This window comes from Neoroseomonas eburnea (assembly GCF_018129005.1).
Lineage (GTDB): Bacteria > Pseudomonadota > Alphaproteobacteria > Acetobacterales > Acetobacteraceae > Neoroseomonas > Neoroseomonas eburnea.
This window is the reverse complement of the sequence record NZ_JAAEDL010000008.1, coordinates 21,386-35,539: the sequence shown is the minus strand read 5'-3', so window position 1 is coordinate 35,539 and position 14,154 is coordinate 21,386. Positions and strand designations below refer to the sequence as shown.

Here is a 14,154-nt window from a genome sequence, read left to right as displayed (position 1 = left end):
CCTGTATCGGAGTGTTGCCGCTGCTGGCCGCTTCCCCCGCCGCGGCGCAGGAGGTCCGGCTGCTGATGCTGGGCGATTCCATCACCGCGGCCTACGGCCTGGCGCGCGGCCAGGGCCTGCCGGCGCGGCTCGAGGCCGCGCTGCGGGAGAAGGGCCATCAGGTCCGCATCATCGATGCCGGTGTCTCGGGCGACACCACGGCGGGTGGGCGGTCGCGGCTCGACTGGGCGCTGGCGGACCGGCCGCAGGCGGTGATCGTGGCGCTCGGCGGCAATGACGGGCTGCGCGGGATCGAACCCCGCGCGACGGAAGCGAACCTCGCCGCCATCCTCGATGCGCTGAAGGCCCGAGGCTTGCCGGCGATGCTGGCGGGGATGCTGGCGCCGCCCAACCTCGGCGCCGAGTACGGGCGGGAATTCGCCGCGACCTTCACGCGCCTCGCGCAGGCGCGGCCGGAGCTCGTCTTCTACCCCTTCCTGCTGGACGGCGTGGCGGGCAATCCGGACCTGAACCAGCCCGACCGAATTCATCCCAATGAAGCTGGCGTCGCGGAACTTGTCCGTCGCATGCTTCCTTCCGTGGAGTCGCTGCTGGCGCGAGTCCCGGCCGGCTGACAGGGTCGGGACCCCTGCCGCGAAGCTGAAGGGGGCAAGAGATGTTGCGCCTGTTCGTCGCCCTCACCCTGCCGCCCGAGCTGCGCTCGACCGTCGCGGGCCTGGCCGGCGGCATCCCGGGCGCGAAATGGGTGCCGGCCGAGAACTACCACCTGACGCTGCGCTTCATCGGCGAGATCGAGAACTGGCGCGCGCAGGAGGTGGACGACGCGCTCGCCGTCATCCGCGGCAATGCCTTCGACCTCTCCCTGCGCGGGCTCGGCACCTTCGAGAAGGCGGGGCGCATCCATTCGCTCTGGGTGGGGGCGGAGCGCAACGAGGCGCTGGCGCACCTGCAGGCGAAGGTCGAGACGGCGCTGCAGCGCATCGGCCTGGCGCCGGAGCGCAAGCGCTTCTCGCCGCACGTCACCATCGCGCGCACCGACCGGGCGCCGCCCGAGAAGGTCATCGCCTTCGTGCAGGGACACAACCTGTTCCGCGCGGCGCCGGTGCGGGTGGAACACTTCACGCTGTTCTCGTCCCGGCTCGGGAAGGAAGCCTCGGTCTACACGCCGGAGGTGGAATACGATCTGGCGCGCCGCGCGGCGGCGTGACGGGCGAAGGGGTTGGAGGGGTGCCGCCCCTCTCGATCCGGCATGCCCGCGGCTTGCGGCCCCCGCCCGCGGGCGGTAGTTGAATCGCGTGCCCCGCTTCCTGAGCCCCGTCGCGCGCCTGATCGCCGCGGTCCTGCTGCTGCAGGTGCTGCTGGCGCCGGCGCATTGCCTCGCCATGGTGGCGGCGCCGGCCGGGCTTGAGACGGTGGTCTGCGCGCCGGACGGCATGCGCACCATCCATGTCGGCCCCGACGGGCAGGAGATGCCGGCGCACGAGGCGAGCCAGGGCTTCTGCCTCGCCTGCCACGGACTGCCGCAGGCGATGATGCCGGATGCGCCGCGGGTGACCGGGCCCGCCTGGATCGCCACGCTCGTCACATGGCACGCGGCGCAAGCGAAGACGCTGCCGCCCGCCGCCCGCGCGCCCCCTTACCGCCCGACCGGTCCCCCCACGCTCTCCTGAGGCCGTTCCCGACGGGACGGCCACGCCAAGGCTTGCCGTTCCGCATCCTCAGGAGACGTCCTAAGCATGTTTCGACACGTTCTCGCGCGGCCGGTCGCCGCTGCGATGGCGCTATGCGCCACCACGCTGCCAGCCGCCGCCCAGTCGGCCGATTCCACCCCGAATGCCGCCACCCTGCCGCCGCTGCTTGTCAGCGCCCCGCGCATCGCGGGCAGCCTGACGCGACCGTCGAACGAACAGGCCGAAGAAGCCGCCCGTCAGGTGCCCGGCAATGTCTCGGTCGTGCCGGCGGAGGAATTCCGCGACCGCCCCGGCGTGACGACCATCCGCGACATGCTGCTCTATACGCCCGGTGTCTTCGCCGAGCCGAAATGGGGCGAGGATTCCCGGCTGTCGATCCGCGGCTCGGGCATTTCCCGCAACTTCCACCTGCGCGGCGTCCGCCTTTACCAGGACGGCATCCCGGTCAACCAGGCGGATGGCAGCGGCGACTTCCAGGAACTCGACCCTCTGACCTTCCAGCGCGTCGTCGTGCTGCGCGGCGCCAACGCCTTCCCGCTCGGCGCCAACACGCTCGGCGGCGCGATCAACTTCGTGACCATGACCGGCCGCTCGGAACCGGGCGCGCTGCTGCGCGCAGAAGGCGGGTCCTTCGGCTTCGCGCGCGGCCAGGCCGCCTTTGGCCTGGCGGGAGAGACCTACGACGCCTGGGCCACCGTCACCGGCATGACGCAGGAAGGCTTCCGCGACCACAGCGCCGGCCGGTCATACCGGGTCAATGCCAATGCGGCCTGGCAGTGGTCGGACATGGCGGAGACGCGCGTCTTCACCGCCTACAACAACATCTGGCAGCAGATCCCCGGCTCGCTGACCCGCAGCCAGGCGCTGACCACGCCGCAGATGGCCAATGCCGCCAATCTGCGCCTCGACTACATGCGCAACATCGAGAGCACGCGCATCGGCACGGTCACCGCGATCCGCCCGCAGGAGGGCGCGCTGATCGAGATCGGCGGCGGCTATGTGCGGCGCGAGCTCGACCACCCGATCTTTCAGTACATCGACAACCGCTCCGACGACTTCGTGCTGTTCGGGCGCACCACCATCGAGGGCACCGTCGCGGGGCTCGAGAACCGCCTGCTCTACGGTGCCAACGCCATGATCGGGCGGACGCTCAACCGCCGCTACGTCAATCTCTCCGGCCATGCCGGCGCGCAGACCTACGGGTCGGTCGACAACGCGACCAACCTCGACGCCTATGTCGAGAATGCGCTGACCGTCGCGCCGGGCCTGCAGGCGATCGCCGGCGCCTCGGTCGGCTGGGCGCGGCGCATCAGCGACGACGAGTTCCTGCGCGACGGCGACCAGTCGGGCAGCGGAAGCTGGAGCTGGGTCAATCCGCGCTTCGGCCTGCTGTGGCAGGCGACGCCGGCCGCCCAGGTCTTCGCCAACCTCTCCTGGGCCACCGAGCCGCCGACCTTCAGCGACCTGATCGCCCTGGTGCCGCAGGGCGGCTTCTCCCGCCTCGATGCGCAGCGGAGCATGACCGCCGAGATCGGCACCCGCGGCGGGACCGCGGAGGTCTCATGGGAGGTGGCGCTCTACCGCGCCTGGATCCGCGACGAGATCCAGCTCTTCACGCTCGGCCAGGGCACCTCCTACGCGCTGAACGCCGACCGCACCATCCACCAGGGCATCGAGGCGGCGGTCGCCTGGACCTTCCTGCGCAACCTGGCCAGCGAGGACGACCGGCTGACCCTGACCCAGGCCTACACCTTCAACGACTTCCACTTCGACGACGACGCGGCCTTCGGCGACAACCAGCTTCCCGGCGTGCCGCGGCATCTCTACCGCGCGGAGCTGCGCTACCGGCATCCCTCCGGGGCCTGGGTCGCGCCGAACCTCGACTGGGTGCCGCAGGCCTACTACGTCGACAACGCCAATACGCTGAAGACGGACGCCTATGTCCTGCTCGGCCTGCGCGCCGGCTGGGATTTCCCCGGCGGCCTTTCGGCCTTCGTCGAGGCGCGCAACCTGGCGGACACGAAATACATCTCCTCCGCCTCGGTCGCCATCAGGGCGACCACCGCCTCCGAGCTCTTCGAACCCGGCACCGGACGCTCGGTCTATGCCGGCCTCCAATACCGCTTCTGACACGAGGAAACGCATCATGCGAAAGACCCTGCTCGCGCTGCTCGCCACGGCCGCGCCGGCGCTTCCCGCCGCGGCCCATGTCACCCTCGACCCCGCCCAGGCCGCGCCGCATGCCTATGTGCGCGCGGCGCTGCGCGTGCCCCATGGCTGCGGCACCGCCGCCACCACGCGGCTGACCGTCCGCCTGCCCGAAGGCGTGACCGGCGCGCGGCCCATGCCCAAGCCGGGCTGGACGCTCGTCCTCACGCCGCACGGGGACGCCGGCACGCCGACGGCCCATGGCGCAGCGCGGGAGCTTTCGGCCATCACCTGGGAAGGCGGGCGGCTGCCGAACGAGCACTATGACGAGTTCGTCCTGCGCTTCCGCGCCCCGGACCAGCCCGGCGCGACGCTGTGGTTCGCCGTGCGGCAGGAATGCGAGGGCGGTGCCGTGACCGACTGGGCGGAGGTTCCGGCCGAGGGCCGCCGCATCTCCGACTACCGCCATCCGGCCGCCTCCCTGCGCCTCGCCCCCCGCTGAGCCCGGAGGTCCCCATGCGCAACATCCTCGCGGCGGCGGCCATGGCACTGCTCGCCGCCACCCCCGCCCCGGCCTGCGATTCGGAAGCGATGAGCGCCGAGCTCACCGCGGTCTGCCGCGGCGCCTTCGCCCCGGCCGCGGAATGGGCGGGCGCGGTGCGCGCCCAGGCCGACGCAGCCGAGGCTGCGGCACTCGACCGCGCGCTCCTGCTCGCCCGCGAAGCCTGCGACAGCGGCGATCCCGCCGCCGGCGCCCGGGAAGCGGCGCGCATCGCTCGCCTGGCCGGGCGCATCGAGGCCCGCATCGGCGCCACCGCGCCGATCTGGCCGGACCGACTTGCCTCCAACTGACCGAACGGAAGGAACACCATGTCCGACATCACCCGCCGCGCCGGCCTCGCCATCGCGCTGACCCTCGCCACCCTGCCCGCGCTCGCCCACGACTACACCGCGGGCGATATCGCCATCGGGAATCCCTGGACCCGCGCCGCCAGCGCGAACGGCAACGGCGCCGGCTTCATGACGCTGCGCAACCGCGGCACGCAGCCGGACCGGCTGCTGTCCGCCGCCAGCCCGGCGGCCCGCGTGGTCGAACTGCACACCCATGTCCGCGAGGGCGACGTGATGCGCATGCGCCCGGTCGCCGACATCCCGGTGCCCGCCGGCGGAATGGCCGAACTCCGCCCTGGCGGGCTCCACGTCATGCTGATCGGCCTGACCGCGCCGCTGCAACAGGGCGCCCGCGTCCCGCTGACGCTGCGCTTCGAGCGCGCGGGGGACGTGCAGGTGGAACTCACGGTGGAATCCGCCGGGGCGCGCGGCCCGGGCCACCACTAAGAGCCCGTTGGGAAGCGCGCCTCGCGGCGCGTTTCCCGGTCCGGCAGCAGCCCGCACCCCCACCCGGCCACCCGTTCCAGGATGCTGACGTGGGTGGCCGGGTTGGGGGCGCGGGCCGCTACCGGACTTTCCAAACGGTCTCCGAGCCATGGAAGACGGGCCTGGCGCCGTGATGCCCGCCGATGCGCGGGGATTGCGCGCCAGGCACCGGCCGGCCAGATTGCCCTGCAGGCGCGGACAACCTCCCCACCGGAAGGACCCGCGCGCCGATCGGAGCGTCCCGACCCCGGCAGGCCCGAACGAGGGGATCTTCCTCGGCGCGCCGGCGTGTCGTGGTCCGCCGGGCGGGGTGGAACGTCCAAATCCTTTCGTCGTCGCGGCCTGGCGCGGATGCCCCCGGCCGCAGGCCCTTGCCACCACGGATCCGCACCGCCCCGCCGGGCCGTGCGCCAGGAGAACGCTGCACGATGAGACGCTGGGTGCCCTTCGCGGTTGCCATCTTCATGCTGACGCCCTTCGCCCTCTGGGCCGGCTTCTCGATGGCCGGCCTGGGCGGCGGGCTGCAGAACGTGATGACCTCTCCCGACGGCCTGGTCCTCACCCTCGCCTCGCTGCCGCTCGCCGGGCTGTTCTGGATCCAGAACCTCCGCCAGATCGGCGATTCCATCGACACCCCGTCGCGCCTGCGCAGCGCCGAGCGCCTGACGCGCTCGCTGCCCCTGGCCATGCTGGCGATCGGCGTCGGCGGCCTCGCGTGGATGAGGAGCGTCGGGAGTGACGGCACCTCGCTGCTGCTGACCGCCGCCGGCGTGCTGGCGATGGCCGGCTTCGGCTGGCTCGCCGCGCGCGCGCCGGCCCTGCCGGACGGCGAGGCCTCCCCCATGCCGGCAAGCGATCCCCGGGAGGGCGAGCGAAGCGCCGAGGCCTTCCTGTGGTTCGTTCTCAACCTGGTGCTCGTCACCGGGAGCCTCGCGGTACTGTGGACGCCCCTCGTCATCCTGTGGGTGGCGGTGGGGCTGGTGCCGGTCGTCTTCGTGACGCTGATGTCCGTCGCCGCCTGGGGCTGCCGCCAGGCCTGATCGCCGGCGCGCAAGGGCTCCGCCGCCCAGAACGCGCACGACACCGGCTTCGCCCTCGGCGGGCCGGCATGCTGCGCGGGGCCGGCGGGGCGACCGCGCGCGAAGCCAAGGCTCCGATACCGAGTCAGCCGAGAGGCTGGCCGATATCGGCCCCTTGTCAGGATCCTGCTGCCAGGGTCCCGCCGTCCCCGCTGGTGATCCAGCGGACTTCGCGAGCGGGACGCTGGACAGGCTTCAGTCGAACGGCTGGGACGCAGCGCTCACGGTCGCTTCCGACCGCCAGAAGGAAAAGGCGAAGCCGGCGGCAAGGGAAAAGTTCCACTCGCTGCGGAAGAGCGGGCTGCCGGCATTCGCCGCGCCGGAGAAGTTCTCGATCCGCCCGCCGGCGACGACCGAAAGGCGCTCCGTCAGCGGCAGGCGATAGGAGACCGACAGCCGCGATCCGACATAGCCCGCCTGCGCATTGTAGGCCGCACGGTCAGGTCGGGCGAATTGCGGGTCCACCTGGTAGAAGTAGTCGGTGTAGCGGTCCGTCCCGAACACCACGCCCGCCGAGAGCCGCAGGCGCGCGAAGGGCGACAGGAAGTTCACGTGCTCGTAGGCGATGTCCGGGGCGAAGGTGAAGCCGCGGAAGGAGACCGAGGTCCAGTCGGTCGAGAACACCGCCCGCACCGGCGTGTCGAGCACGATGCGCCGCGGGCTGGCCTCGTCCTCCCCGCGCCAGAGGGTGAAGCGCAGCGTCGGCCCGATCTCCCCCAGCCAGTCGAGGTCCGGCATGCCCTCCCGTGCCCGCACGTCGGAGGATTGCGCGCTGAACCCGCCGGAGGCGCTGAGCGACAGCTCGATGCCCTGCGCCAGCCCGGCGCGCGCGCGCAGTCCGGACTCGTCGCTGCGCAGCACCTCGCCACGGTAGATGAGGTAGGGGACAAGCAGCCCGCGCCAGCGGTTCTGGTCGGAGGCGGGATAGGCCGGCGTATTGCCGCCGCCGCCGGCGACGCCGATCTCGAGCACCGGCAATTGCTGCGCCTGGGCCGGCAGCGCCGCGCAGGCCAGGAAAATCGGAAGGACGGAGCGGCGGATCATGAGCGTTCCGCCACCAGAAGCACATTCGGCAGCGGCGTGCCAGCCCAGCAGGGTGTCTGCCGGACGGCATATCCCGCCGCCACAAGTGGCACGATGAGGGTGGCGAGAGGACGCGGCGCCACCGCCCCGGCACGGCCGCGATCCCCGCCGAGCAGCCGACGCACGCGCTCCATCGCGAAGCCGAAGGCGCTGCGCCAGCCGCGATCGGGATCGAAGGCACGGATCAGGATGCGGCGCGGCGCGGCGGCGATGACGCGCGCGAGCAGCATATCCTGCGCGGTGGGGGGCATCTGCAGCAGCACGTCGATGATCAGCACGCTGTCGCAGGGCGGGATGCCGGCCCGCGCCAGGTCGGCGACCGCGAAGCGGGCCGGCAGGCCGTGCGCGGCGCCCTCGGCGAGCGCGACCTTGCGCGCGTCGATGTCGAGGCCGGTGACGCGCCCCGCCACGCCGGCCAGCAGCAGCGCGATCGCGAGCTGGCCACGGCCGCAGCCGAGGTCGAGGACATGACCCAGGTCGGGCATGGCGACCAGCACGGGAACGACGGGATCGCCGCGCAGCTTGCCGCGGACGAAGCCCTGGGTCACGCGGCCGGGGTAACGGGCGGCGACGGTCGAAGGAAGGTCGGGGGGAAGGGAACTTCCCCCCGAGCCCCCCAACCTTCTTTGGCGATCGGGAACCGACATCAACGGCCGGTGCCAAAGGCACGTAGAAGGGAGGGGGTGCGGGGGAGGTTCGCCTCCCCCGCCCTTCGCCTCACAGATCCTTCAGGACGGCCCACAGGTCGTTCTTCGCCTCGAACCCGATCCCCGGAACCTCCGGCATGCGGATGCGCCCGTCCACCACCGGCGTATCGCTCGCGAAGCCCCCGAAGGGCGCGAAGACCTCCGGGTAGGATTCATTGCCCCCGAGCCCCAGGCCGACCGCGATGTTCAGCGCGAACTGGTGCCCGCCATGCGGCACGCAGCGCCGCGGCGACCAGCCGTGCCGCGCCAGCATGTCCAGCGTGCGGAGGTATTCCACCAGCCCATAGGACAGCGCCGGATCGAACTGCAGGATGTCGCGGTCCGGCCGCAGCCCGCCATGGCGGATCAGGTTGCGCGCGTCCTGCATCGAGAACAGGTTCTCGCCGGTCGCGAGCGGCGGTGCATAGTGCTCGGCGAGCGTCGCGTGGGTCGCGTAGTCCAGCGGGTCGAGCGGCTCCTCGTACCAGCGCAGCTTCAGCGGCTCGAACGCGGCGCCATAGGCCAGCGCCGCATGCAGCCCGAAGCGGCCGTTCACATCCACGGCGAGGCGCGACCCGTCGCCATCGAGCAGCTTCAGCACCGCCTCGATGCGCGCGAGATCCTCCTTCAGCGCGTCGCGGATCGGCGTGCCGGGAGCGCCGCCGATCTTCATCTTCACCGTGGTGTAGCCGAGGCCGAGGTAGCGCTTCATCTCCTCGACCAGCGCATCGACGCCCTTGCCGGGGTAGTAGTAGCCGCCCGCCGCGTAGATCCATGCCGACTCATCGGCCTCGCCGTCGCGGAAGCGATCCGCGAGCAGGCGCCACAGCGGCTTGTCCTCGAGCTTCGCCGCGGCGTCCCAGAGGGCCATGTCGAGCACGCCGACCGCAACCGAACGTTCGCCATGCCCGCCCGGCTTCTCGTTCCTCATCATCGCGGCCCAGGCGCCGGCGACGTCGAGGCTGCCGTCGGCCGCCGTCAGCTCGCCCTCGGTGCACGCTTCAAGGCGCGGGATGAAACGCTCCGCCAGCAATCCGGGCTGCGCGTAGCGGCCGTTGGAATTGAAGCCGTAGCCGGTGGCGCGCTTGCCGGCCCCGTCCTCGACCGTGATGGCGACGACGCTCGCCGTCATCTTCGAGAAGTCGATATAGGCGTTCGCGATCGCGCTGCTGATCGGCACCACGCCCTGGCGGACGGAAGCGATGCGCATGGGGATGGTCCTCCTGGCTGGGGCCGGAGGTTTCGTACAGGCGGCCGCCGCGCCGCGCAAACCGCGGCGCTTGCCTGTCGCACGGCCTGCCTTAGTGTCCTGCCCGCGAAGTCCGAGGCATCGGCAGCGGACGGAACGGAAAGGCGGGCCACTGACGACAATGCGTGGTGGCCGGAGAACGAAGCCCGCAGGACTTCGGAATCGGGACAATGGTGTCCCGCCACCCACGCCCCGGAGCCTGGCCATGACGACGACACGCCCCCTGCACGGCACGACGGCCGCGGCACGATGAGGAAGATCGTCGTCGGGGTCGCGGCGCTGGCCGCGGTCGGCGTGGTGGCCGTCGTCGCGACCATCGCGCTGCGGGGCGGCGGCATGCCCGCCACCGACCGAGGCGTCGAGGCCGAGCTGCGCCAGGCGGTCGAGCAGCTCCGCCCCTTTCCGCAGCGCATCGACGAGGCCACGGAACTGACCGACGCGCGTGCCGACGGCCGGACCATGACCTATGTCTATCGCCTGACGGTGTCGGACACCTTCGACCAGGCGGCACAGCGGGCCCGCCTGGAACAGGCCGCCTGCGGCAACCCCGCGATGCGCGCCGCGATCCGCGACCACGGCGTCGCCTTCATCTACGAATACCGAGCCTTCGCGGACCCCGCGCGCATCGAGGCCCGCTTCACCGTCGACCGCTGCGGCTGATCGGCGCGGCTCAGACCGCCTTCGCCGTCTTCAGCGCTGCGATCTCGGCTTCGCTGAAGCCGAATTCCGCCAGCACTTCATCCGTATGCTGGCCGCGCTCCGGCGTCGGCTCTTTCGCGCAGTCCACGCCGGCGATCTGCATCGGCGCGCGCACCACGTTCAGCGCGCCGAGGCGCGGGTGCTGCACCGTCATCTCGATGCCGAGGTGCTTCACCTGCTCGTCCGCGAAGACCTGGTCCATGGAATAGACCGGGCCGCAGGGCACGCCTTCCTTGTTGAACTTCGCCACCCAGTTGGCCGAGGTGTCGGTCTGCGTCACGCGCTCGATGATCGCGTTGACCTTGTGGCGGTTCTGGCTGCGCAGCTTGTCGGTGGCGATGTCGGGGTCCTTCGCGTCCTCCTCGATGCCCAGCACCTTCACGATGCGATCCCACATCACCTGGCCGCCGCCGGCGATGTTCACGCTGCCGTCCGCTGTCTTGAACAGGCCGGTCGGGATGGTGGTCGGGTGGTCGTTGCCGGCCTGCTTCGGCACCTCGTGCCCCATGGTCCAGCGCGTGGCCTGGAAGTCCATCATGGCGATCATGGCTTCCAGCAGCGAGACATGCACCCAGCGGCCCTTGCCGGTGACTTCCCGCTCCAGCAGCGCGACCATGATGCCAAGCGCGCAGTAGAGGCCGGCGGTCAGGTCCGCGACGGGAATGCCGGCGCGCACCGGCCCCTGGCCGGGAAGGCCGGTCACCGACATCAGCCCGCCCATGCCCTGGGCGATCTGGTCGAAGCCCGGGCGCTTCGCATAGGGCCCGTCCTGCCCGAAGCCGGAGATCGACCCCAGCACGATGCGCGGATTGATCGTCGCCAGCGCGTCGTAGTCGATGCCGAGGCGGGTCTTCACGTCGGGGCGGTAGTTCTCCACCACCACGTCCGCCTTGGCGACCATGCGGCGGAAGGCGGCCAGACCCTCGGGCGACTTCAGGTTCAGCGTCATGCCACGCTTGTTGCGGTGGACATGCTGGAAGTCCGGCCCGTCGCGCTCGCCGCCCAGGCCCTTGCCGGTATCGACCTCGTCCGTTGCTTCGATCTTGATCACATTGGCGCCCCAATCGGCAAGCTGCCGCACGCAGGTGGGGCCGGACCGCACGCGGGTCAGGTCGAGCACGGTGAAGCGGGACAACGGCATCATGGTCTTGGGTCCTCCGGTCCCGCTTCTGTTGGCACCGCGGCAGCGGATCGGCAAGACACCCGCTTGACGGCCCGGCCCGGCACGCTACGCCTTGCGCGACACAAACCGGGACGGAGCGCCATGAGCGACGATCTGCTGCACGAGGTCCGGGAGGGCGGCATCGCCTGGACCACCTTCAACCGCCCGCAGGCCCGCAACGCCATGCTGTTCGGCATGTACGAGCGCCTGCAGCAGCTGGCCGACGAGATCAGCGCCGATCCCGCCATCCGCGTCTGGGTGCTGACGGGTGCCGGCGGCAAGGCCTTCGCCTCGGGCACCGACATCAGCCAGTTCCGGGAATTCAAGACGGCCGAGGACGCGCTGAACTACGAGGCGCGGATCGACAAAGTGCTCGGCGCGCTCGAGAACTGCCAGAAGCCGATCATCGCCGCCATTGCCGGCGCCTGCACCGGCGGCGGCCTCGGCATCGCCGGCTGCTGCGACCTGCGCATCTGCGACACCGGCGCGCGCTTCGGCCTGCCGATCGCGAAGACCCTCGGCAACATTCTTAACATGCACAATTTCGCGCGCTTCCATGCGCTGGTCGGCCCGGCCGCGATCGCCGAGATGATCATGACCTCCCGCCTGTTCAGCGCGGCCGAGGCCAAGCATATCGGCCTGGTCTCCGAGGTGCTGGAGACGCCGGACGCCGTCGCCGCGCGCGCGATGGAACTCGCCACCACCATGTCCACCCTCGCGCCGCTGACGCTGCGCGCGACCAAGGAAGCGCTGCGCCGCCTGCGCCGTGCGACCAGCGAGGTCGAGGGCGATGACCTGGTGACCATGTGCTTCACCAGCGCCGACTTCCAGGAAGGCGTCGATGCCTTCCTCAACAAGCGCGCGCCGAAGTTCCAGGGCAAGTAGCCGCTTCCCGGGCGGGCGCGCGCGTGCCCGATGACCGGAGCGCCGGAGGGCGCGCAGGTCCCGATCGGCCGCGCCAACGCAACGCCCGCCGGCCAACCGAGGGGAAACACCATGACCATCCGCATCACCCGCCGCGCGCTGGGCGCGGCCACCCTGGCGCCGCTGCTGCCGGCCCCGGCTCTCGCCCAGGCCTATCCGAGCCGCGCCATCACCCTGCTGGTCGGCTTCGCGCCGGGCGGGGGCACCGACATCATCAGCCGCTTCCTCGCCCCCGTGCTGCAGGAGGAATTCGGCCAGACCATCGCGGTCGAGAACCGGCCCGGCGCTTCCGGCACGCTCGCCGTGCTGGCGATGTCCCGTGCCCGGCCGGACGGCTACACCATGCTGATGACGACGATCAGCGCCTCGGCCGTGGTGCCGCCGCTGATGAACCCGCCGCCCGTCGACATCCGCCGCGACCAGACCGCCGTGGTGCATGCGGCGACGGTGCCGCTGGTGGCGGTAGTGCCGGCCAATTCGCCGTCCCGGACGCTGCCGGAACTGCTGGAACGCGCGCGGCAGAATCCCGGGGTGCTGAACTACGCGTCCTCCGGCGTCGCGACGCAGCAGCACCTGGCGGCGGAACTCCTCGCCTCCCAGGCGCGGGTGCGGATGACGCATGTGCCCTTCCGCGGCACCGGCCAGGCGGTGAACGAGATCCTCGCCGGGCGCATCGACCTCGCCATCGACACCTTCCCGACCTACCTGCCGCATATCCGCGCCGGACGCGTGCGCGCGCTGGCGGTGACCATGCCGCAGCGCGTCGAATGGCTGCCCGAGACGCCGACAGTGGCGGAACTCGGCTTCCCCGGCTTTGACGCGGTCGTCTGGTACATGCTGATGGCCCCGCCCGGCACCCCGCAGCCCATCGCCGACCGCTGGGTCGCCGCGGTGAACAAGGCCTATGCGAACACCGACCTGCGCCGGCGCATCAGCGATGCAGGGTTCATCATCGGCGGCGGCACGCAGCAGGATGCGGCGACCATGCTGAACCGCGACGCCGACCGCTACGCGGAACTGGTGCGCAACGCCAATATCCGGCTCGACTGACCGGCGCTATCGTGGCGCGCCGCCCTCCGGGAGACGCGCCATGACCCTCGATCGCCGCAGCCTTCTCGCCGCCCTGCTCGCTGCGCCCGCCGTGGCGCACGCGCAGGGCAGCTTCCCGAACCGCCCGGTCCGCATCGTCGTGCCCTTCGCCGCCGGCGGCATCATCGACGTGGTGGCGCGGATCATCGCCGAGCCCCTGTCGCGCAGGCTCGGTCAGCCCATGGTCATCGAGAACACGCCGGGGGCAGGCAGCACGATCGGCGCCCGCGCCGTCGCCCGCGCGCCGGCCGATGGCCACACCCTGCTGCTCAACGGCGCGGCGCATTCCGTCATCCCCGCCCTCTTTCCGGATGCGGGCGTCGATCCGGTGACGGATTTCGCGCCCGTCGCCCTGCTCGGCGAGCAGCCCTTCGTCGCCGCGGTGCATCCCTCCGTGCCGGCGACCGACGTGCCTTCCCTGCTCGCCTGGCTGCGGTCGAGGAATGGCGACGCCACCTTCGCCACCACCGGCATCGGCGCCGCCTCCCACCTGGCGGGGGAGTTGCTGAAGAAGCTGGCCGGCGTCGATTTCACCATCGTGCAGTACCGCGGCACCCCGGCGGCGGTGACCGATTTCGTCGCCGGCCGCGTGGAGTTCATGATCGACAGCCAGACGCTGCTCGCGCCGATGATGCAGGACGGCCGCGCCCGCGGAATCGCGGTGACCACCGCGCGACGATCGCGCCTGCTGCCTGACCTGCCGACGCTGCAGGAAAGCGGCATTGCGGGATACGAAACCTCCTCCTGGCAGGCGCTCTACGCGCCGGCGGCGACACCGCCCGAGGTCGTGCGGCTGGTCTCCGCCGCGACGCTCGAGGTACTCGCGGACCCGGCGGTGCAGCAGCGCTTCACGGAACGCGGCGTGGAGCCGCGCCCCGGCGACGGCGCGGCGCTGCGCAACGTGCTGAAGGCGGAAATGAACCGCTGGTTGCCGATCCTTCGCCCGGCCGGGGCGCGCGCGGGCTGA

16 protein-coding genes are annotated in these 14,154 nt (G+C 71.5%); 12 read left to right on the top strand and 4 right to left on the bottom strand.

All coding sequences use genetic code 11. The annotated features are described in order from the left end of the window. Positions 1-11: 11 nt before the first annotated feature. The 8 genes from GXW74_RS09925 (at position 12) to GXW74_RS09890 (ending at position 6,256) form a co-directional block, all read left to right on the top strand. On the top strand, positions 12-614 hold the full coding sequence (locus tag GXW74_RS09925; RefSeq protein ID WP_338148195.1) for an arylesterase: 603 nt from the start codon (positions 12-14) through the stop codon (positions 612-614). Positions 615-655: 41 nt separating this feature from the next. Further along, entirely contained in the window at positions 656-1,207 is a 552-nt protein-coding gene (thpR, locus tag GXW74_RS09920) for an RNA 2',3'-cyclic phosphodiesterase (protein WP_211846341.1), read from the top strand. A gap of 88 nt (positions 1,208-1,295) precedes the next feature. Then, positions 1,296-1,670: a hypothetical protein gene (locus GXW74_RS09915; protein ID WP_211846340.1), complete on the top strand. Its 375-nt coding sequence runs from the start codon at positions 1,296-1,298 to the stop codon at positions 1,668-1,670. Between the two features lie 66 nt (positions 1,671-1,736). Further along, entirely contained in the window at positions 1,737-3,821 is a 2,085-nt protein-coding gene (locus tag GXW74_RS09910) for a TonB-dependent receptor family protein (protein ID WP_211846339.1), read from the top strand. Positions 3,822-3,837: 16 nt separating this feature from the next. Continuing rightward, a complete protein-coding gene (locus tag GXW74_RS09905; protein WP_211846338.1) occupies positions 3,838-4,341 on the top strand; it encodes a YcnI family protein in 504 nt (167 codons plus the stop codon). A 14-nt stretch (positions 4,342-4,355) separates the two neighbouring features. Continuing rightward, positions 4,356-4,691 carry a hypothetical protein gene (locus GXW74_RS09900; protein WP_211846337.1) on the top strand — a complete coding sequence of 112 codons (336 nt, stop codon included), beginning with the start codon at positions 4,356-4,358 and terminating at the stop codon, positions 4,689-4,691. Between the two features lie 18 nt (positions 4,692-4,709). Continuing rightward, positions 4,710-5,177: a copper chaperone PCu(A)C gene (locus GXW74_RS09895; RefSeq protein ID WP_211846336.1), complete on the top strand. Its 468-nt coding sequence runs from the start codon at positions 4,710-4,712 to the stop codon at positions 5,175-5,177. Positions 5,178-5,644: 467 nt separating this feature from the next. Next, a complete protein-coding gene (locus GXW74_RS09890; RefSeq protein WP_211846335.1) occupies positions 5,645-6,256 on the top strand; it encodes a hypothetical protein in 612 nt (203 codons plus the stop codon). Positions 6,257-6,490: 234 nt separating this feature from the next. Here GXW74_RS09890 and GXW74_RS09885 read toward each other — a convergent pair whose 3' ends face one another. The 3 genes from GXW74_RS09885 to GXW74_RS09875 form a co-directional block, all read right to left on the bottom strand. Continuing rightward, positions 6,491-7,339 (bottom strand): MipA/OmpV family protein, encoded by an 849-nt coding sequence (locus GXW74_RS09885; protein WP_211846334.1) that lies wholly within the window; start codon positions 7,337-7,339, stop codon positions 6,491-6,493. Further along, positions 7,336-7,926 carry a methyltransferase domain-containing protein gene (locus GXW74_RS09880; protein WP_211846333.1) on the bottom strand — a complete coding sequence of 197 codons (591 nt, stop codon included), beginning with the start codon at positions 7,924-7,926 and terminating at the stop codon, positions 7,336-7,338. Before GXW74_RS09880 ends, GXW74_RS09885 begins: the two co-directional genes overlap by 4 nt. A 169-nt stretch (positions 7,927-8,095) precedes the next feature. Next, a complete protein-coding gene (locus tag GXW74_RS09875; RefSeq protein WP_246523144.1) occupies positions 8,096-9,274 on the bottom strand; it encodes an enolase C-terminal domain-like protein in 1,179 nt (392 codons plus the stop codon). A gap of 288 nt (positions 9,275-9,562) precedes the next feature. On the opposite strand from GXW74_RS09875, the gene GXW74_RS09870 reads away from it, so the two are divergent. After that, positions 9,563-9,973, top strand: a complete 411-nt coding sequence (locus tag GXW74_RS09870) for a hypothetical protein (protein ID WP_211846332.1) — start codon at positions 9,563-9,565, stop codon at positions 9,971-9,973. 10 nt (positions 9,974-9,983) lie between these two features. On the opposite strand, the gene GXW74_RS09865 is transcribed toward GXW74_RS09870, so the two are convergent. Beyond that, positions 9,984-11,156, bottom strand: a complete 1,173-nt coding sequence (locus GXW74_RS09865) for a CaiB/BaiF CoA transferase family protein (protein WP_211846331.1) — start codon at positions 11,154-11,156, stop codon at positions 9,984-9,986. Between the two features lie 120 nt (positions 11,157-11,276). Here GXW74_RS09865 and GXW74_RS09860 point away from each other — a divergent pair, with 120 nt between their 5' ends. The 3 genes from GXW74_RS09860 to GXW74_RS09850 all read left to right on the top strand — a co-directional run bounded on the left by GXW74_RS09860 (position 11,277) and on the right by GXW74_RS09850 (position 14,154). Beyond that, entirely contained in the window at positions 11,277-12,059 is a 783-nt protein-coding gene (locus GXW74_RS09860; RefSeq protein ID WP_211846330.1) for an enoyl-CoA hydratase/isomerase family protein, read from the top strand. Positions 12,060-12,170: 111 nt separating this feature from the next. After that, a complete protein-coding gene (locus tag GXW74_RS09855) occupies positions 12,171-13,148 on the top strand; it encodes a Bug family tripartite tricarboxylate transporter substrate binding protein (protein WP_211846329.1) in 978 nt (325 codons plus the stop codon). Between the two features lie 40 nt (positions 13,149-13,188). Beyond that, positions 13,189-14,154, top strand: a complete 966-nt coding sequence (locus GXW74_RS09850) for a Bug family tripartite tricarboxylate transporter substrate binding protein (protein ID WP_211846328.1) — start codon at positions 13,189-13,191, stop codon at positions 14,152-14,154.